Below are 16150 nucleotides of genomic sequence, written 5' to 3' on the forward strand. Positions count from 1 at the left end.
CGACTTTATTAGTATAGCACCGCCAGCTGTCCGAGTCAACAACTTTTTTCATTCTTTTTTCTCGCGGCTGTGATCGGTTAAAATCACAACGTTGATTAATATACCACCGGGCAAACTTCCGCGCAAGCCTTTCTTGCATAGTCGGAATCTTCACTTTCGCTTGCTGTCTGACTTGCTTGCACAACCCGGTAAATCGAACAGCCGCCCGCTCCCTGGACGGGAACGGGCGGCTGTTATTTTTGATGGTTTCCGTCAGTCGCGGGAACGCATCTGCGGGAACAGAAGCACGTCCCGGATCGATGCCGCATCAGTGAGCAGCATGATGAGCCGGTCAATGCCGATTCCGAGGCCTCCGGTCGGCGGCATGCCGTACTCGAGTGCTTCGATGAAGTCTTCGTCCATTTCATGTGCCTCGTCATTGCCCTGCTCTTTCTCAACGAGCTGGGCCTCAAAACGCTGGCGCTGGTCGATCGGGTCATTCAGTTCCGTAAAGGCATTCGCGTGTTCGCGGCGCACGATGAACAGCTCGAAGCGATCTGTGAAGCGGCCGTCCTCCGGATTCTTCTTGGCAAGCGGGGAGATTTCCACCGGATGGCCAAAGATGAATGTCGGCTGGACAAGCTGCTCCTCGACTTTCTGCTCGAAGAATTCATTGAGGATGTGGCCGGCTTCCATCGTCGGCTTCACTTCGATCCCGTGTTCCTTTGCAAGCTCATGCGCTTCTTCCTTCGTCATCTGCTTCCAGAAGTCGACGCCTGTGTATTCTTTGACGGCATCTGCCATGTGGAGCCGTTTCCAGCCCGGGGACAGGTCGATCTCTTCTCCCCCGTACATGATCTTGGATGTTCCGAGCACTTCTTGTGCCACATGGGAGATCAGGTTCTCCGTCAGTTCCATGACATCCTGGAAGTCGGCATATGCCTCATACAGCTCAAGCATCGTGAACTCAGGATTATGGCGCGTAGAAATCCCTTCGTTTCGGAATACCCGCCCGATCTCATATACCTTTTCAAGACCGCCGACGATGAGCCGCTTCAAGTGCAGCTCGATGGCGATCCTCATATAAAGCTCCATGTCGAGTGTGTTGTGGTGGGTGATGAACGGACGTGCCGCCGCACCGCCGGCGATGCTGTGGAGCATCGGTGTCTCGACCTCCAGGAAGCCTTGTCCGTCGAGATAATGACGGATGGAACGGATGATCCGGCTGCGCGTGAGGAACGTTTCCTTGCTTTCCTCGGACGTCAGCAGGTCCAGATAGCGCTGGCGGTAACGCTGTTCCACGTCCTTCAGGCCGTGGAACTTGTCCGGCAGGGGACGGAGCGCCTTTGTGAGGAAGGTGAACTCTTTCGCACGCACCGACAGTTCCCCGACCTTCGTCCGGAACACCATTCCCTTCACGCCGACAATGTCGCCGAGGTCCGCGGACAGGAACAGCTCATATGCCGCTTCCCCGATATCATCTTTGCGGACGTAGATCTGGATTTGGCCGTCAAGGTCCTGGATATGGGCAAAGCCCGCCTTTCCTTTTCCTCGCTTCGTCATGATGCGGCCGGCGATGGTCACTTCATGCTCCTCGGCCTCGAGCTCTTCTTTCGACTTTTCGCCGAACTCGTCCTTGATCCCGGCAGTGAGGTGCGTGCGCTCAAAACGGCCGCCGAACGGATCCAGTCCGTTCTCCCTCATTTCCGACATTTTCTCGCGTCTCACCACGAGCTGATCGTTCAATTCATCCAGATGCGACATTGTCTTCCTCTCCTTTATCTTCCGTGGGCCGATTTACAGTCATGCCTTCATTGTACACAATCCTGCCCGGTTGTTCACTTCATTTTGCCCCTGCAGTCCCGGACATCCGTTCCCCGGATTTAAAAAAGCCGCCGCATCTGCGGCAGCCCTGTCCTTTCCTATACCGCGCTCGGTGCTTCCGCAAGTCCGAGGCTTTCCATCTCGACGGTGAACTCATTCAGCAAAGCCGTCAGCTCATCCGCGGATTCAGCCTGGTTGATCGCTTTGCGGATCTTCGCATTTCCGCGGATCCCCTTCATGTACCAGGAGGCATGCTTCCGCATCTCGCGCACTGCGGTGTACTCGCCTTTGAGCTCCACGAGCCGTTTGAAGTGAAGAAGGCACACGTCAATCTTTTCCCGAAGCGTCGGCTGTCCGATCAGTTCGCCGGTGTCCAGATATCTGACCGTCCGGTAAATCATCCAGGGATCTCCGAGTGCGGCGCGGCCGACCATGACTCCGTCGACGCCCGTCTGCTCAAGCATGCGCTTCGCATCCTGGGGCGTCTCGACATCCCCGTTCCCGATCACCGGAATATCGACCGCTTCCTTCATCCTGCGGATCCAGTCCCAATCCGACTTTCCTTCATACATCTGTACACGGGTCCGGCCGTGGACGGCAATTGCCGCAGCGCCGGCTGCTTCTGCCGCCTTCGCATTTTCCACACCGAACAGATGCTCATCATCCCAGCCGATGCGCATCTTGACGCTGACCGGCTTGTCGACTGCGGACACGACCGCGGACACCATCTCATGGATCTTGTCCGGGTCGAGCAGCCACTTCGCCCCCGCCTCGCAGCGGATGATCTTGTTCACCGGGCAGCCCATGTTGATGTCGATGATATCGGCATTCGACTGTTTGTCGACATACTTGGCCGCTTCGACGAGCGTCTCCTTGTCCCCGCCGAAAATCTGCAGAGACAGCGGATATTCCCGCTCGTCGATATAAAGCAGTTCCATCGTCTTCGAATTCCGCTGGACGATGCCCTTGTCGCTGATCATCTCGGCGTATACAAGTCCGGCGCCGAACTCCTTTACCGTCAGCCGGAACGCCGAGTTGCATACCCCCGCCATCGGGGCGAGGACAACCCGGTTATCCATCTTGATGCCGCCAATTTCGAATGGCTTGTCCGTTGCCGCCATATATGATCCTCCTGCTTCCTTTGACTCCTGCTGCTCAAAAGGGCTGGGGGATTCATTCCCCTGCCATAAACGCTGACGGCCCTCCGACCGGCTTCCATAGCCGGATTCCCTGATCCAGATCCACTGCCGGGAAACCCGGAAAACGCTTTTCAAGCGCCGGACGGAGCCCCGGATCCATCTCCAGGAGCGGAACGAGAACGAACGCCCGCTCCTGCATGCGCGGATGCGGCACCGTCAGTTTTTCCGACTCCATATTTTCATCATTGAACAGCAGAATGTCAAGGTCTGCCGTGCGGGGGCCCCAGCGCACAGTGCGCACGCGGCCGAGCCCGGACTCGATCTCCTGGCAGTGGCCGAGCAGCACTTCCGCAGGGTGTTCCGTCTTCAGCCGGACGGTCATGTTAAGAAAAGCCGGCTGATCCTCGAATCCGACCGGGTCGGTTTCATAAATGGAAGACACCCCGTCCACCCCCGTTCCCGGAAGGGCGTCAAGCATCCGGACCGCTTCCCGCAGATGGGCCTCCCGGTCGCCCATGTTCGTCCCGATTGACAGATAGGCCGTATTCATTAGAACCGCCCCCTTGTGATGTCGACCTCCACTGCGCGGTAATGGCCGGGGATCGGCGGATCCGGTTTCAGGACCCGGACCCGGCAGCCCGACACTTTCCCCGCAAATCCACCGAGCACCGCTTTGGCAATCCGTTCGGCCACCGTCTCGATGAGCTTCACCGGCTGTCCTTCCACGATGTCCCTGACGAGCGTGTAGGCTTCCGCATAGTTCACCGTGAGCTCAAGGTCATCCGTCCGGCCTGCCCCTGCCAGATCGACTGCCAGCGACAGGTTGACCCGGAACCGCTGTCCGATCTTCGTCTCTTCCGGCAGCACCCCGTGATAGCCATAAAACTCCATGTCATGAAGATGGATAAAGTCCATTTTTTTCATTCTCCTTCATACTCCATTCTGCCGGTCAGCACATCCATCATTCTGGCCATCCGCGCGATCTCCTTCACGTCGTGCACGCGGACCATCCCGCATCCTTTCTGGATGCCGTAGCAGACGGTCGCGCCCGTTCCTTCCAGGCGCTCGTCAACCGGCAGGCCGAGGACGTTGCCGATGAGCCGCTTGCGCGACGTCGCGAGAAGGACCGGGTAGCCCATCTCCACCAGGTCGCCGAGATGCTGCATCATGAGGATATTATGGTGCGTCGTCTTGCCGAAACCGATGCCGGGGTCTAGCCAGATCTGGCCGTCCTCGACGCCTGCCCGCTTCGTGATCCGCAGGCTTTCTTCCAGATCGGCCTTTGCCTCCGGCCAGAAATCGCCGTATTCGGCCTTTTCCCGGTTATGCATGAGGATGATCGGTACTCCGCGCTCCGCCGCAAGCCCTGCAATTGCCGGCTCGCGCCTGGCCCCCCAGATGTCATTGATGATATGGGCCCCTGCGTCAAGCGCCCCCTTCGCCACTTCGGCCTTGTATGTATCGACTGACAGGCACATCCCTTCCTCATCCTTCAGCCGCTCGATGACGGGGACAATCCTGGACAGTTCCTCATCGACGGAAATGACCTGATGGCCCGGCCGCGTCGACTCGCCGCCGACGTCAATGATCTTCGCACCTTCATCACGCATTTTCCGGGCATGCCGGACCGCATCCCCGACTCCGCCATGTCGGCCTCCGTCGGAAAACGAATCCGGTGTCACGTTCAGGATGCCCATGATGACCGTTTCTTTATTTAGATCAAAAGACGTGCCGCCGATCTGGTAGCGGCCGTCCGAACCGTTGAATTCCATGAAAACCCTCCATTCCAGACGGACAATGCCGCCTGCTCCAGTCTATTTTATCGCCATCAGTCAGCAGGTTTCCATTAAAACCGGAAAATCGCCGGTGAAATAAAAAAAGAGTGCACTCGGCACTCTTCGGATGGATCGATTCACTGCTCATCAAACTGGTACAGCGGCGTGCTCAGGTAGCGTTCGCCGTTCGACGGGACGATCGCGACGACGGTCTTGCCCTTGCCGAGCTTCTTCGCCGTCTCGAGCGCAGCGAAGATGGCCGCCCCCGTGGATACTCCGCCGAGAACACCTTCCTGGCGTGCGGCTCTCCGTGCCGTGTCGTACGCGTCTTCGTCGGACACCTGGATGATCTCATCATAGATGTCGGTATCGAGCACTTTCGGGACGAATCCGGCGCCGATGCCCTGAATCTTATGCGGGCCCGGCTGGCCCCCGGAAAGGACCGGTGACTTTGTCGGTTCGACCGCGACGATCTTCACATCCGGGAATCGCTCCTTCAGCACTTCACCGACGCCCGTGATGGTGCCGCCGGTGCCGATGGCGGAGACGAACGCATCCACCTGGTCAAGGGAATCTGCAATCTCAGGCCCTGTCGTCAGACGGTGATACTCCGGATTCGACTCGTTTTCAAACTGCTGTGGCATGTACCAGCCGTTCTGACCGGCCAGTTCGTCCGCTTTGGCGATGGCGCCCTTCATGCCTTCCGCACCCGGAGTGAGGACGAGCTCCGCACCGAATGCCCGGAGCAGGTTGCGGCGCTCCATGCTCATCGTGTCCGGCATGACGATGACCGATTTGTAGCCTTTGGCCGCAGCGATCATGGCCAGGCCGATCCCGGTGTTGCCGCTCGTCGGCTCGATGATCGTATCGCCTTCTTTCAGCTTGCCTTCCTTCTCGGCGGCTTCAATCATGGCGAGTGCAATCCGGTCCTTGACGCTGCTGCCCGGGTTGAAATACTCCAGCTTGAGGTAAATGTCCGCGTCGTTGGCTCCCGTCAGACGGTTCACCTTTACGAGCGGCGTCCCCCCGACCAAGTCTGTAATCGTATTCCCGACTCTCGTCTTCATCCTCGTTCACTCCTAATCCCTATTATTCTAATAGGTTTTAATATTGCCATCTTATCAATGTATGCCGCCGGCTGTCAATCCGAAACGGACGCATACCTTTCTTATTCCCCTTTTTCGGGGCAATACTCTTTTCTTGGCGGCGGCCCTCATCAGATCCGGTCAATTTTTATCACGCCTGGCTGATGATGCGGTGAACCCGGCCGATCTTGGATGGTCTCTGCTCCGGCCAGGATGGCCGTGCCGCTCCCGGTATGACCGGAAACGAAAGGTGCATACAGAAAAAGCACACCCGAAGGCATGCTATCCATTCATTGTTTGCCGTAGAACCATTCAGCTCCGAATTCGTCCCAGAATGCTTCCGGCGTGACGGACTGGGTCAGTTGCTCCAATGCCAGCTCACGGCGGATCTGGTCCTTCACTTCCTTGAACTTGAACGACCGGCCTTCATACACACCCGGTACGTGGAGAAGGGCAACGGTGCCGTCAGCAAGGGCAACCGGGCCGGCCGTTTCTCCTTCTTTCATTCCCACGACCGCGTCGATGATCGCCGGGTCGACGTTTTCCGACGACTTGCTCACATAGCCGATGTCTCCCCCAAGGCTGGCGGATGCCGCATCAGTCGACCGCTCCCTGGCCAATACGCCGAAAGAAGAGCCGTTTTTCAGCTCCTTGAGCGTCTGTTCCGCCTCTTCCTGGCCCGGAAGTATGATAGCGGACGTCCGGTAAGACGTCTTTACATCATAAAGCGCCTCGTTCTCCTCGTAATAGCGCTTGATGTCCTCGTCCTCGACGATGACATCTTTGGTCAGCACCTTTTCCAGGATGAGCCGGGATTTCACCTGCTCTGCGATGGAATCATCATCCGGATCTCCGTAGGCATCACCGGTCCCTTCTCCTTCAGAGCGGAGAAGCGCCAGCTCGATGTCGATCTCGGCATCCGATACCTTGATGCCGTACTTTTTGGCGGCGGCGTCCATGACCGACCGGTTGACCAGCTCGCGCAGCGTCTCCCGGCCGTACTGTTTTTCCATCGCCGCCATCCAGTCTTCCCGGCTGATCGATTGTTTGCCGACGGACGCCACCTGCTCGCTTCCCTCAGCCGAAGACGATCCGCCCTTCGTCACCCACAGGGTGAACCAGAACAGATTGCCCGCAAGCAGGATGGTCAGAATGACAAGGACAGGTTTCGTCTTCAGGCGGCGTTTCGCAAGCGGCCGCTCAGATTCATTCCCCGCCCTGCGCATCCTTCAAGTACCCTTCCAGTTCTTCTTTCGAGAATTGGTACGTCTCCATGCAGAAATGGCACTGGGCTTCCGCTCCGCCGTCTTCGTCGATCATTTCCTGGATCTCCTGGGCGCCGAGGCCGACGATCGCATTGCCGAAGCGCTCCTTTGAACAGTTGCAGTGGAAAGCGACCGGCAGCCGGTCGATGAATTCGACATTTTCTTCACCGAGCACTTCCTGGAGGATCTCCTCCGGCGTAAGGCCGGCTTCGATCTGACGGGAAACCGGACGGGCCGCGGCAAGCTTTTGCTCAAGCAGGGTGATCGTCTCGTCAGAAGCGCCCGGCATCACCTGAATGATGAATCCGCCTGCAGCGAGGATGGAGTTGTCCGGATTGACCAGCACGCCGAGGCTGACTGCGGAAGGCACCTGTTCCGAGACCGTCAAATACTGTGTGAAGTCTTCCGCAATTTCACCGGAGACAATCGGAACCTGCCCTGTGAAATAGTCACGGAGCCCAAGATCCTTCACCACGGAGAACATTCCGTTCGTCCCGACTGCGCGGCGGACGTCGAGCTTCCCCTGTTCATTCAGATCAAAGTGGACATTCGGATGAGTGATGTAGCCGCGCACTTCTCCGTGGGCATTTGCATCGGCGAGGATCGGGCCGGCCGGGCCGTCTCCCTCCACTTTGACGGTGATGCTGTCATCACCCTTCAACATGGCGCCAAGCATGACCGTTCCTGTCATCACACGGCCGAGTGCGGCACTTGCCGTCGGCCACGTCCCGTGACGTCGCTGGCCCTCCCCGACCGTATCGGTCGTCCGTGCTCCCATGGCCCGGATCGTTCCATCAAACGCCAACCCTCTGACAATATAATCAGCCATCTGTATCCCTCTCCATCCGTTATTGATTTCTATCGTAAATCAGCTTGAGTCCCTTGAGTGTCAGCTGGCCGTCCACTACATCGATGCTGTCCGTTTCCGCTGCGATGAGCGGAGCCAATCCGCCCGTCGCAATCACCTTCGGTTCAGTGAGGGCGGTTGCCTTGATTCGGGCAATCAAGCCTTCGACCTGGCCGACGTAGCCGAACACGATGCCCGCCTGCATGGCGGCAACCGTGTTTTTCCCGATGATCTGCTCGGGCCGGACGAGTTCGACCCGCGGCAGCTTGGACGCCCGTTCGAACAGGGCTTCGGTGGATATGCCGATGCCCGGCGCGATGACGCCGCCCATGTATTCATTCCGCTCGTTGATATAGCAGAGGGTTGTGGCCGTGCCGAAATCGACGATGATCAGCGGGCTCCCGTATTCCTGGATGCCGGCCACCGCGTTGACGATCCGGTCCGCACCGACTTCGCGCGGATTCTCGTATTTGATGTTCAGGCCCGTCTTGACCCCGGGTCCGACGACGAGCGGCTTGAGACCGAAGTACTTCTCGCACATGTGCTCAAGTGCAAACATGATCGGCGGCACGACGGACGAGATGATGATCCCTTCGACTTCATGCATTCCAACGCCGGCATGTTCAAAAAGCGCCTTCACCTGCATCCCGAATTCATCTTCGGTCTTGTGGCGGTTTGTGCCCATCCGCCATTGATATTTCAGCTCATCGCCGTCATAGACGCCGAGAACGATATTCGTGTTGCCTGTATCCATCACCAGAATCATGGCCAATTCCTCACTTCTCCCAGTTTCCAAAACATCATACCACAAGGAGATGACCGGATAAAAGCAGAGCGGACCGCACTGACTCGGCAGGCATAAACCGGTCCTCGGCGCGGTGTCTGCTTCGCAGTGCGGGCCCGGCGCGGGTGAGGCGGTTATAGTGAGTTTCCCCTCTTTCGCCTTGAATTTACCCGGGGTGCGCCGAGATTTGTCTTATTCAGGTTGAGTTTTCTCAGACCACGATGAGTTGTACCTTCACCGTGTCGGGTTTTACCCGGACCACGTTGAGTTTTCCTAAACCGCGACGGGTTTTACTCAGACCGTGACCACGATGAGTTTTACCTTCACCGTGTCGAGTTTTACCCGGACTACGCTGAGTTTTCCTTAAACCGCGTCGAGTTTTACTCAGTTCGTGGCCGCGATGAGCTTTCCCTTAACCATCCCGAGTTTTCCTTCAACCACGTTGAGTTTTACTCAATCCGTGACCACGCTGAGTTTTACCTTCACCGTGTCGAGTTTTACCTGGACCACGTTGAGTTTTCCTTAAACCGCGCCGAGTTTTACTCAGTCCGTGGCCGCGATGAGTTTTCCCTTAACCATCTCGAGTTTACCTTCAACCACGTGGAGTTTTACTCAGTCCGTGACACGCGATGAGTTTTCCCTTCACCACGTCGAGTTTTACCCGGACCACGTTGAGCTTTCCTCAAACCACGCCGAGTTTCCCCCCAATCTCCGTTGAGTTTTCCCCGGGCACGCCCGGGATGTCCTAACGAAAAAACCGTCCGCCCCGGATGGGACGGACGGTTTCATTTAGGTTGGATCAGCGGCGGTCTTCGCGGATCGGGCCGAGCGGTTCATCGCCCGACTCCTCCTGCGGAAGGTCACCTGCGGACGGGTCCGTCGGCGCACCGGTCGAGTCCGGTGTCACGTCGGCGTCCGCTTCCATTTCTTTGTCGACCGGCAGCGGATCCGGCAGACGGCCATGCTCTTCCAGATGCTTGATCTCCCGCGCATCGAGCGTTTCTTTCTCGAGGAGCGTCGTGGCGATCAGGTTGAGCAGGTCGCGTCGTTCTGTCAGGATCTTCTTCGTCCGCTCGTACTGTTCTTTGATCATGGACTGCATTTCCTGGTCGATCTCATAGGCGATCTTGTCGGAGTAGTTCTGCTCCGAGCCGATGTCGCGTCCGAGGAAGACATTGCCGCCCTGGCTCTGTCCGAACTGCATCGGGCCGAGCTTGTCGCTCATCCCGTATTCGGTGACCATCTGGCGAACGATGCCGGTCGCACGCTGGAAGTCGTTGTGCGCACCGGTCGACACCTCACCGAAGACAATTTCCTCGGAGGCGCGGCCGCCGAGGAGGCCGGCCACTTTGTCGAACAGTTCCGGCTTCGTCATGAAGTACCGGTCTTCCTTCGGCAGCATGACTGCGTAGCCGCCTGCCTGGCCGCGGGGCACGATGGTCACTTTGTGGACCATCTCCGCCTCATCGAGCGTGAGGCCGATGACGACGTGGCCCGCTTCGTGGAAGGCGACGATGTTCCGTTCCTTCTCGGAAATGACACGGCTCTTCTTGGCCGGCCCGGCGATGACGCGGTCTGTCGCCTCGTCAATGTCGAGCATATCGATCAGGTTCTTGTTGCGGCGGGCAGCGACGAGTGCCGCCTCGTTCAGAAGGTTCTCAAGATCCGCGCCCGAGAAGCCCGGTGTGCGCGCAGCGATCGCCTTCAGGTCGACACTGTCGGCAAGCGGCTTGTTGCGTGCATGGACTTTCAGCACGGCTTCACGGCCTTTGACGTCAGGACGGCCGACCGTGATCTGGCGGTCGAACCGGCCCGGACGGAGAAGTGCCGGGTCAAGGATGTCCGGACGGTTTGTCGCGGCGATGATGATGATGCCCTCATTCTCGCCGAATCCGTCCATCTCGACGAGGAGCTGGTTGAGCGTTTGCTCGCGCTCGTCATGCCCGCCGCCGAGACCGGCGCCGCGCTGGCGGCCGACCGCGTCGATTTCATCGATGAAAATGATGCACGGTGAATTTTTCTTGGCCGTTTCGAACAAGTCGCGGACACGGGATGCCCCGACCCCGACAAACATCTCGACGAAGTCCGAACCGGAGATGGAGAAGAACGGAACGCCCGCTTCTCCGGCAACTGCACGGCCGAGGAGGGTTTTACCGGTACCCGGAGGTCCGACGAGGAGGATCCCCTTCGGAATCCGGGCCCCGATGTTGTCGAACTTGTGCGGATCCTTCAGGAAATCAACGACTTCGACGAGTTCCGCCTTTTCTTCGTCGGCACCCGCCACGTCATCGAACGTGACTTTCTTCTTCTCTTCATTATAGAGCTTCGCCTTGCTTTTCCCGAAGTTCATGACCTTGTTCCCGCCGCCCTGGGCCTGGTTCAGGAGGAAGAAGAAGAGGATGATGATGATGATGAATGGAATGAGCCCCGTGAGGAACTGGACCCAGCCGCTCGACTGAGGAGCGGGCAGGAACGTGATCTTCGTGTCGGTCTGGTCCGCAACCCGATCGATCTCATTCATAAGTTGTTCATTGTCCGGAGGGATGTTGACGATGAATGTCTCGCCTTCCTTGGCGTTCTTCATCATCCCCCTGACTTCATAAACCAGCTGATTCGGCTGGATGGTCGCTTCTTTGACCTCGCCGCTGGAAAGTGATGAAAGGAAATCATTGTACGTCAGATTGTCCGTTTTGGTATTCGGGTTATTGAACGATCCAAAAATCCCCATGATCACGAGGAAAATCAGGCCGTACAAGATGGTATACCTTAATATTCGGTTCATCCCGAGCCTCCTCACCATAAAAGAAAACTATAGTAAATCTTATCACACGAATTCACGCCCGCCAAAGGAAAAGGCTCTGTTTTGGAAAAGGTACCGGCAGGCGCTTCCGGTACCTAATTTTTCCTCAGAATGAATAGATTTCTTTTTTCAGTACACCGATGTACGGAAGGTTCCGGTATTTCTCCGCGTAGTCCAGTCCGTAGCCGACGACGAATGCATCCGGCACTTCAAATCCGACCATGTCCGCCTTCAGGTCCACTTTACGGCCTGTCGGCTTGTCGAGCAGCGTGACGATCTTGATCGACTTCGCTTTCCGGTACTTCAGCAGGTCGACAAGGTAGCTCAGCGTCTTGCCGCTGTCGATGATGTCCTCGATGATGAGGACATCGCGCCCCTCGACACTCGTGTTCAAGTCTTTGATGATTTTCACTTCACCCGACGAGACGGTCGCATTCCCGTAGCTCGACACGTCCATGAAGTCGATTTCAATGTAGCCGTCAAATTGCTTGATAAGATCGCTCATGAACGGGAGCGCACCCTTCAGGACGCCGATGGCCAGCGGGAACTTGCCTTCATATTCCTGTGTCAGTTCCGCGCCGAGCTCACGGATTTTCTCCTGGATCTGCTCCTCGGAGATGAGGGTCTTTTCAATATCCTTGCCAATCATTTTGAATCCTCCTGTGCGTGGACCGCACCTGCTGCGTTTTCCACGATGAATATGTACCGGCAGCCGGCGTCTGCATCACGCGTGAACCCGGCCCCGTATCGAATGCCGGGCACTGCGATGATGCGACCGTCCCGGCCGGTGACGAGCGGCCAATCCGCCCGTCTGTGCCGCGGAATTTTCTCGTCAATGAAGATCCGGGAGACCCGCTTCGGACTCTCCATGTTCGGGAGAAGGAGCCGATCCCCCTCTTCCGGAACTTTGATGCCGGCCGGCGGAAACGCAGGCCCTTCATCGAAATAAAGAACCTCCGTCCCGCCGCCCGCACGGATCCGGGGAGCGGTTCCGCACTCTGACCAGTAAAGCCGGAGTCCGTTGCCCGCCTGCACCCAGCTGTCTTTCGGAAAGGGGATGGACTCCGTCCCGCCCTGCGGTTCCCGTGGGGCATGCCTTCTGAATACCGCCCTGGCATAGGTCCGTTCCAGCACCCATCCGTCCGGCAGGTCCACTGCTCCGCTGCCTTCCGCTTTGAGCAGTTCGCTCCGGATCAGCGCCGCGAGCCGCCTGTTTGAAGGGGGCGGTCCCGGTCGGTACAGATAGTCTAATAGTATGGGAATGAATCGCCGTTGTAAAGCAGATGGCATGCCGGAAAACTTCGCCGTGTCGACGGCTGCGCCGCCTTCGGGGAGCCGTTCGGAAAACGATCCGGCGTGCTCCTCCGCAAGCCGGCGGAGCAGCTCATCATCCTCCCGCCTTTCCATGTCCCACGCGGCAAAATGGCGGGCGGCCTCCCGGTTCTCTTCAAGCAGGAGCGGGACGATCCGGTGCCGGAACCGGTTCCTCGTATAGGCCGGCTTGGCATTGGACGGATCCGTGCGGAACGCCAGATTATTCGCCGCAACATAGTCCATGATATCCGGCCGGCCGGCCATCAGGAGCGGGCGCAGGAGAAGGCCCGGGCCGAACGTCCGGACGGGCGGGATTCCCGGAGCCGGTTCGGAAGTGCCGCGCGCAAGCTTCATCAGGACCGTTTCAAGGAGGTCGTCCGCATGGTGCGCCGTCGCCAGCAGGTCATAGCCATCCGATTCCATCACCCGTTCGAAGAACCGGTACCTCTCCGACCTGCAGACGTCCTGGACATTGCCGCCCTGCTCCCGCACAAGGTCTCCGACCGGGATGGCGGTTCCATGGAAAGGCACGCCCAGATCCGCACAGGCCGCACGGACAAAGCGCGCATCTTCCGCAGACTCCTCGCCGCGCAGCATATGGTCGACATGGGCACAGCCGATCTGAAGACCGAGCGCCGGGCCCCTCGCGGCCATGAAATGAAGAAGGGCGATGGAATCGGGTCCTCCCGAGCAGGCAACGAGCAGACGTTTCCCTTCCGTGTCGAGCCCGCTGTCCATGAAAAAGTCCTGCGCCTCCCGTTCCATCCTGTCCATCGCCGCACCTCCCCCGCTACCGGAGCCGACCAAGTCATCAACTGACCCGGCATCCAGCTTTCCTTCTATCTTACCACCGTTTCCCTCCCGGTAACCTTCGGATTTGGCTTGAAAATAGACCATTTCTGGACAGTGTGCTCGATTTTGATGGCGATGACGGTCCGGTCGTCCGCAGGCAGGCGGAATTTCCTTGCCAGTTCCTGCATCACCATGTCCGCCGTCTGGTCCGGGCCGGCGTCCTCGCACTTGGCGAGAATCGACCCGAGCACCCGCTCCTGCTGGGCCGGCTCCGTGCCCGGCGCGAACATCCCGTCCGTCATCATGACGATCGTGTCGCCTGCCTTCAGGCCGTGGCGTTTCGCATCGATCGAGAAGGACGGCAGGAATCCGAACGGCGCCGTGGACCCTTCCAGCTTCATGAGACGGCCGCCCCGGCTGATATAGGTCGTCATCGAGCCGGCCTTCCACGACCAGAGCCGGCCGTCCTGCAGATCGATGAGCGCGAGGTCGACCGTCGCGTACATATCGCCGCCCTTCAGAGACATGACATAGTGCAGCGTATGCATCGCCGTCTCCGGGTCCATCCGGCGGTTCAGGCACTCTCTCATGAGCCGGATCACCTTCCGGCTCTCCCGGTAGGCATGGATGTCCGATCCCATCCCGTCCGACAGGATGACGGCCGCCAGCCCGTCGTGCAGATGGAACACTTCATGGGCATCCCCCGCATGGAACGTCCCTTCCTTGGAAGAGGAGACGACCGCATAATCCATTGTGAACCGGACGGCCGAGATGAAGGTCACCTGCAGATGGGGGAAGGGCTCTTCCAGCCAGACGGACTTTTCGACTTCGAACGGTTCTGCGTACATCTCCTGAAGGACCGGCATGACCAGCCGTTCGGCGACCATCCGCTCGGTTTCCCATTCCGCTTTTTGTTCCGGGAGCGAGAGGACAATTTTCCTGGCACCCTGCTCCTCCGACAGGATATCGACCTGAAAATGCGGGATGCCGAGTTCATGGAGGCGTCCGGAGAGCTCTTCTTCCTCGGGTTGGAATGATTTAATCTCTTCTTTCATATTCATCATCATATCGTTCAGGTGCCTGCTCATGTCCCGGAGCTGGAGGGCAAGCATCTTTCTTCCGTGATGGAGCTGGCTGTTCAGGACGGCCGCGGAGTAATCCTCCTCCAGCTGGCGGATGAGCCCCTGGGAACGGACGCACTTGTAGCCGAGCCGCTCTTCGGCACGGATCCTCGCCCCGCGCGAAGGCGACGCCTGGGCGGCCATCCAGTCATCGATCGCCGGCACGATCCCCTCTGCATCGCCCCCCCAGCATTTATCCTTGCGGAAGCACGTGTGGCAGATCGACGGAGGCTCATGCCGGATGCCGGTATCCTGGTCGTCCGCATGTTCTCCGACGAGGCGGGACATGAAATGGGCGAACTGATGGAAATCATGGAGCTGGCTGTCCATTTTCTCCTCGAGCCAGCGCCGCCTGCGTTCGGATTGCCCGGTACGGTCAGGATAAATCCGGTTCCGGCACTCGTCGATCCACCGCTGCGGGATGACCAGGAACATCAGGGTCGAAAGGGCCAGCGACATGAAATGGACCGCATCCAGCGGAAGGGTGGCATCATACATATAGAAGAACAGCGATGCGAGCGGCGCTGCCAGGGCAATCCCGACCTTGCCGAGCCGGGAGGCGGCACCCGCACAAAAACCGGTCAACGCATAAAGTGCGATCATCCCGCTGAATGAAAGCTCCGACACGCTCACGATCGACCCGATCACGAGTGCCGCCGCAGTCCCCGCAGTGAGGCCTCCCACCGAAACGGCAAACAGGATGGCGAAGTGGATCAGCACGGCAGGAAGCGAGAAGTATCCGAACACCGCTCCCCCCATGCCCGTGATGATGAATGCTCCGACGATGAACGCCGCCCCCGCGCGCTCTGCCGTCCAGCGTTCATGCAGAAACCTGTGAACCGGTGTGAGGACCGCAAACAGGAACATGCCCATGAACAGCGTGAGCAGCACCTCGCAGCCGATGAAGAACCAGATATCTCCCGGTACCTTGCCCGCATAGGAAACGAACTGCCAGCCGGACTGGACAAGCAGCACCGAAACGGCGACTGTCAGCGGCACCCATTTCCTCGCCGGCTTGAACCGGATCACCGCCTGGAACAAGAGAACCTGCAGAACATGGATGACGGCTTGTCCGGGTCCCCCTGTCAGGCTTCCGAGGCCGCCCCCGATGATGACGAGCGGCAAGTATGCACGGTAACGGATTGAAGCGATTGCCCAGATCGGCAACAGGAACGGCACCGCCGCCCCGAACAGCACAGCGCGCGACAGGAAGAACGATGCAACCAGGAAAAACACTGAAAAACTCCACTTCACTTTTCGTTTGCCGAACGTCTCAAGCCACTTCCGGAAAGGCCAGACGGCATTTGTCAGAGACTCACTACCCAACACCCTCATCTCGATTCCCCCTCGTTCGGATCAGTGTGTCGAGTATACCGGGGTGTTGGACGAAAGTTTGTCTGTTCATGGCGTCCGGGCGGCAAAACT

Annotated in this window: 13 protein-coding genes; all 13 read right to left on the bottom strand. The window is 58.5% G+C overall.

Annotated elements, in window-relative coordinates; all coding sequences use genetic code 11:
- Positions 1–252 precede the first annotated feature (252 nt).
- Positions 253–1743: a lysine--tRNA ligase gene (lysS, locus tag B0B07_RS14625; RefSeq protein WP_076760113.1), complete on the bottom strand. Its 1491-nt coding sequence runs from the start codon at positions 1741–1743 to the stop codon at positions 253–255.
- 158 nt (positions 1744–1901) lie between these two features.
- Complete coding sequence (dusB, locus tag B0B07_RS14630; protein WP_076760114.1) at positions 1902–2924, bottom strand: tRNA dihydrouridine synthase DusB; 1023 nt, start codon at positions 2922–2924, stop codon at positions 1902–1904.
- A gap of 52 nt (positions 2925–2976) precedes the next feature.
- Complete coding sequence (gene folK, locus B0B07_RS14635) at positions 2977–3492, bottom strand: 2-amino-4-hydroxy-6-hydroxymethyldihydropteridine diphosphokinase (RefSeq protein WP_076760116.1); 516 nt, start codon at positions 3490–3492, stop codon at positions 2977–2979.
- Positions 3492–3857, bottom strand: a complete 366-nt coding sequence (gene folB, locus B0B07_RS14640; protein WP_076760186.1) for a dihydroneopterin aldolase — start codon at positions 3855–3857, stop codon at positions 3492–3494. Before folB ends, folK begins: the two co-directional genes overlap by 1 nt.
- A 5-nt stretch (positions 3858–3862) precedes the next feature.
- Entirely contained in the window at positions 3863–4714 is an 852-nt protein-coding gene (gene folP / locus B0B07_RS14645; RefSeq protein WP_076760117.1) for a dihydropteroate synthase, read from the bottom strand.
- 140 nt (positions 4715–4854) lie between these two features.
- Complete coding sequence (gene cysK, locus B0B07_RS14650) at positions 4855–5784, bottom strand: cysteine synthase A (protein WP_076760119.1); 930 nt, start codon at positions 5782–5784, stop codon at positions 4855–4857.
- A 308-nt stretch (positions 5785–6092) separates the two neighbouring features.
- A complete protein-coding gene (locus tag B0B07_RS14655) occupies positions 6093–7028 on the bottom strand; it encodes a peptidyl-prolyl cis-trans isomerase (RefSeq protein WP_076760120.1) in 936 nt (311 codons plus the stop codon).
- Positions 7009–7896, bottom strand: coding sequence for an Hsp33 family molecular chaperone HslO (gene hslO, locus B0B07_RS14660; protein WP_076760122.1), 888 nt, complete (start codon positions 7894–7896; stop codon positions 7009–7011). The genes B0B07_RS14655 and hslO overlap by 20 nt, the downstream gene beginning before the upstream one ends.
- Before the next feature lie 19 nt (positions 7897–7915).
- Positions 7916–8680 (bottom strand): type III pantothenate kinase, encoded by a 765-nt coding sequence (locus B0B07_RS14665; protein ID WP_076760124.1) that lies wholly within the window; start codon positions 8678–8680, stop codon positions 7916–7918.
- An 817-nt stretch (positions 8681–9497) separates the two neighbouring features.
- Positions 9498–11480, bottom strand: a complete 1983-nt coding sequence (gene ftsH / locus B0B07_RS14670) for an ATP-dependent zinc metalloprotease FtsH (RefSeq protein ID WP_076760126.1) — start codon at positions 11478–11480, stop codon at positions 9498–9500.
- 124 nt (positions 11481–11604) lie between these two features.
- Entirely contained in the window at positions 11605–12147 is a 543-nt protein-coding gene (gene hpt, locus B0B07_RS14675) for a hypoxanthine phosphoribosyltransferase (RefSeq protein WP_076760128.1), read from the bottom strand.
- The gene (gene tilS / locus B0B07_RS14680) at positions 12144–13586 is read right to left on the bottom strand and encodes a tRNA lysidine(34) synthetase TilS (RefSeq protein WP_076760130.1); all 1443 of its coding nucleotides are present in this window, start codon (positions 13584–13586) and stop codon (positions 12144–12146) included. Before tilS ends, hpt begins: the two co-directional genes overlap by 4 nt.
- A 65-nt stretch (positions 13587–13651) precedes the next feature.
- On the bottom strand, positions 13652–16060 hold the full coding sequence (locus B0B07_RS14685) for a SpoIIE family protein phosphatase (protein ID WP_076760132.1): 2409 nt from the start codon (positions 16058–16060) through the stop codon (positions 13652–13654).
- Between the last annotated feature and the right edge of the window lie 90 nt (positions 16061–16150).

The organism is Edaphobacillus lindanitolerans (assembly GCF_900156305.1).
GTDB classification, from domain to species: Bacteria; Bacillota; Bacilli; order Bacillales_A; family Planococcaceae; genus Bhargavaea; species Bhargavaea lindanitolerans.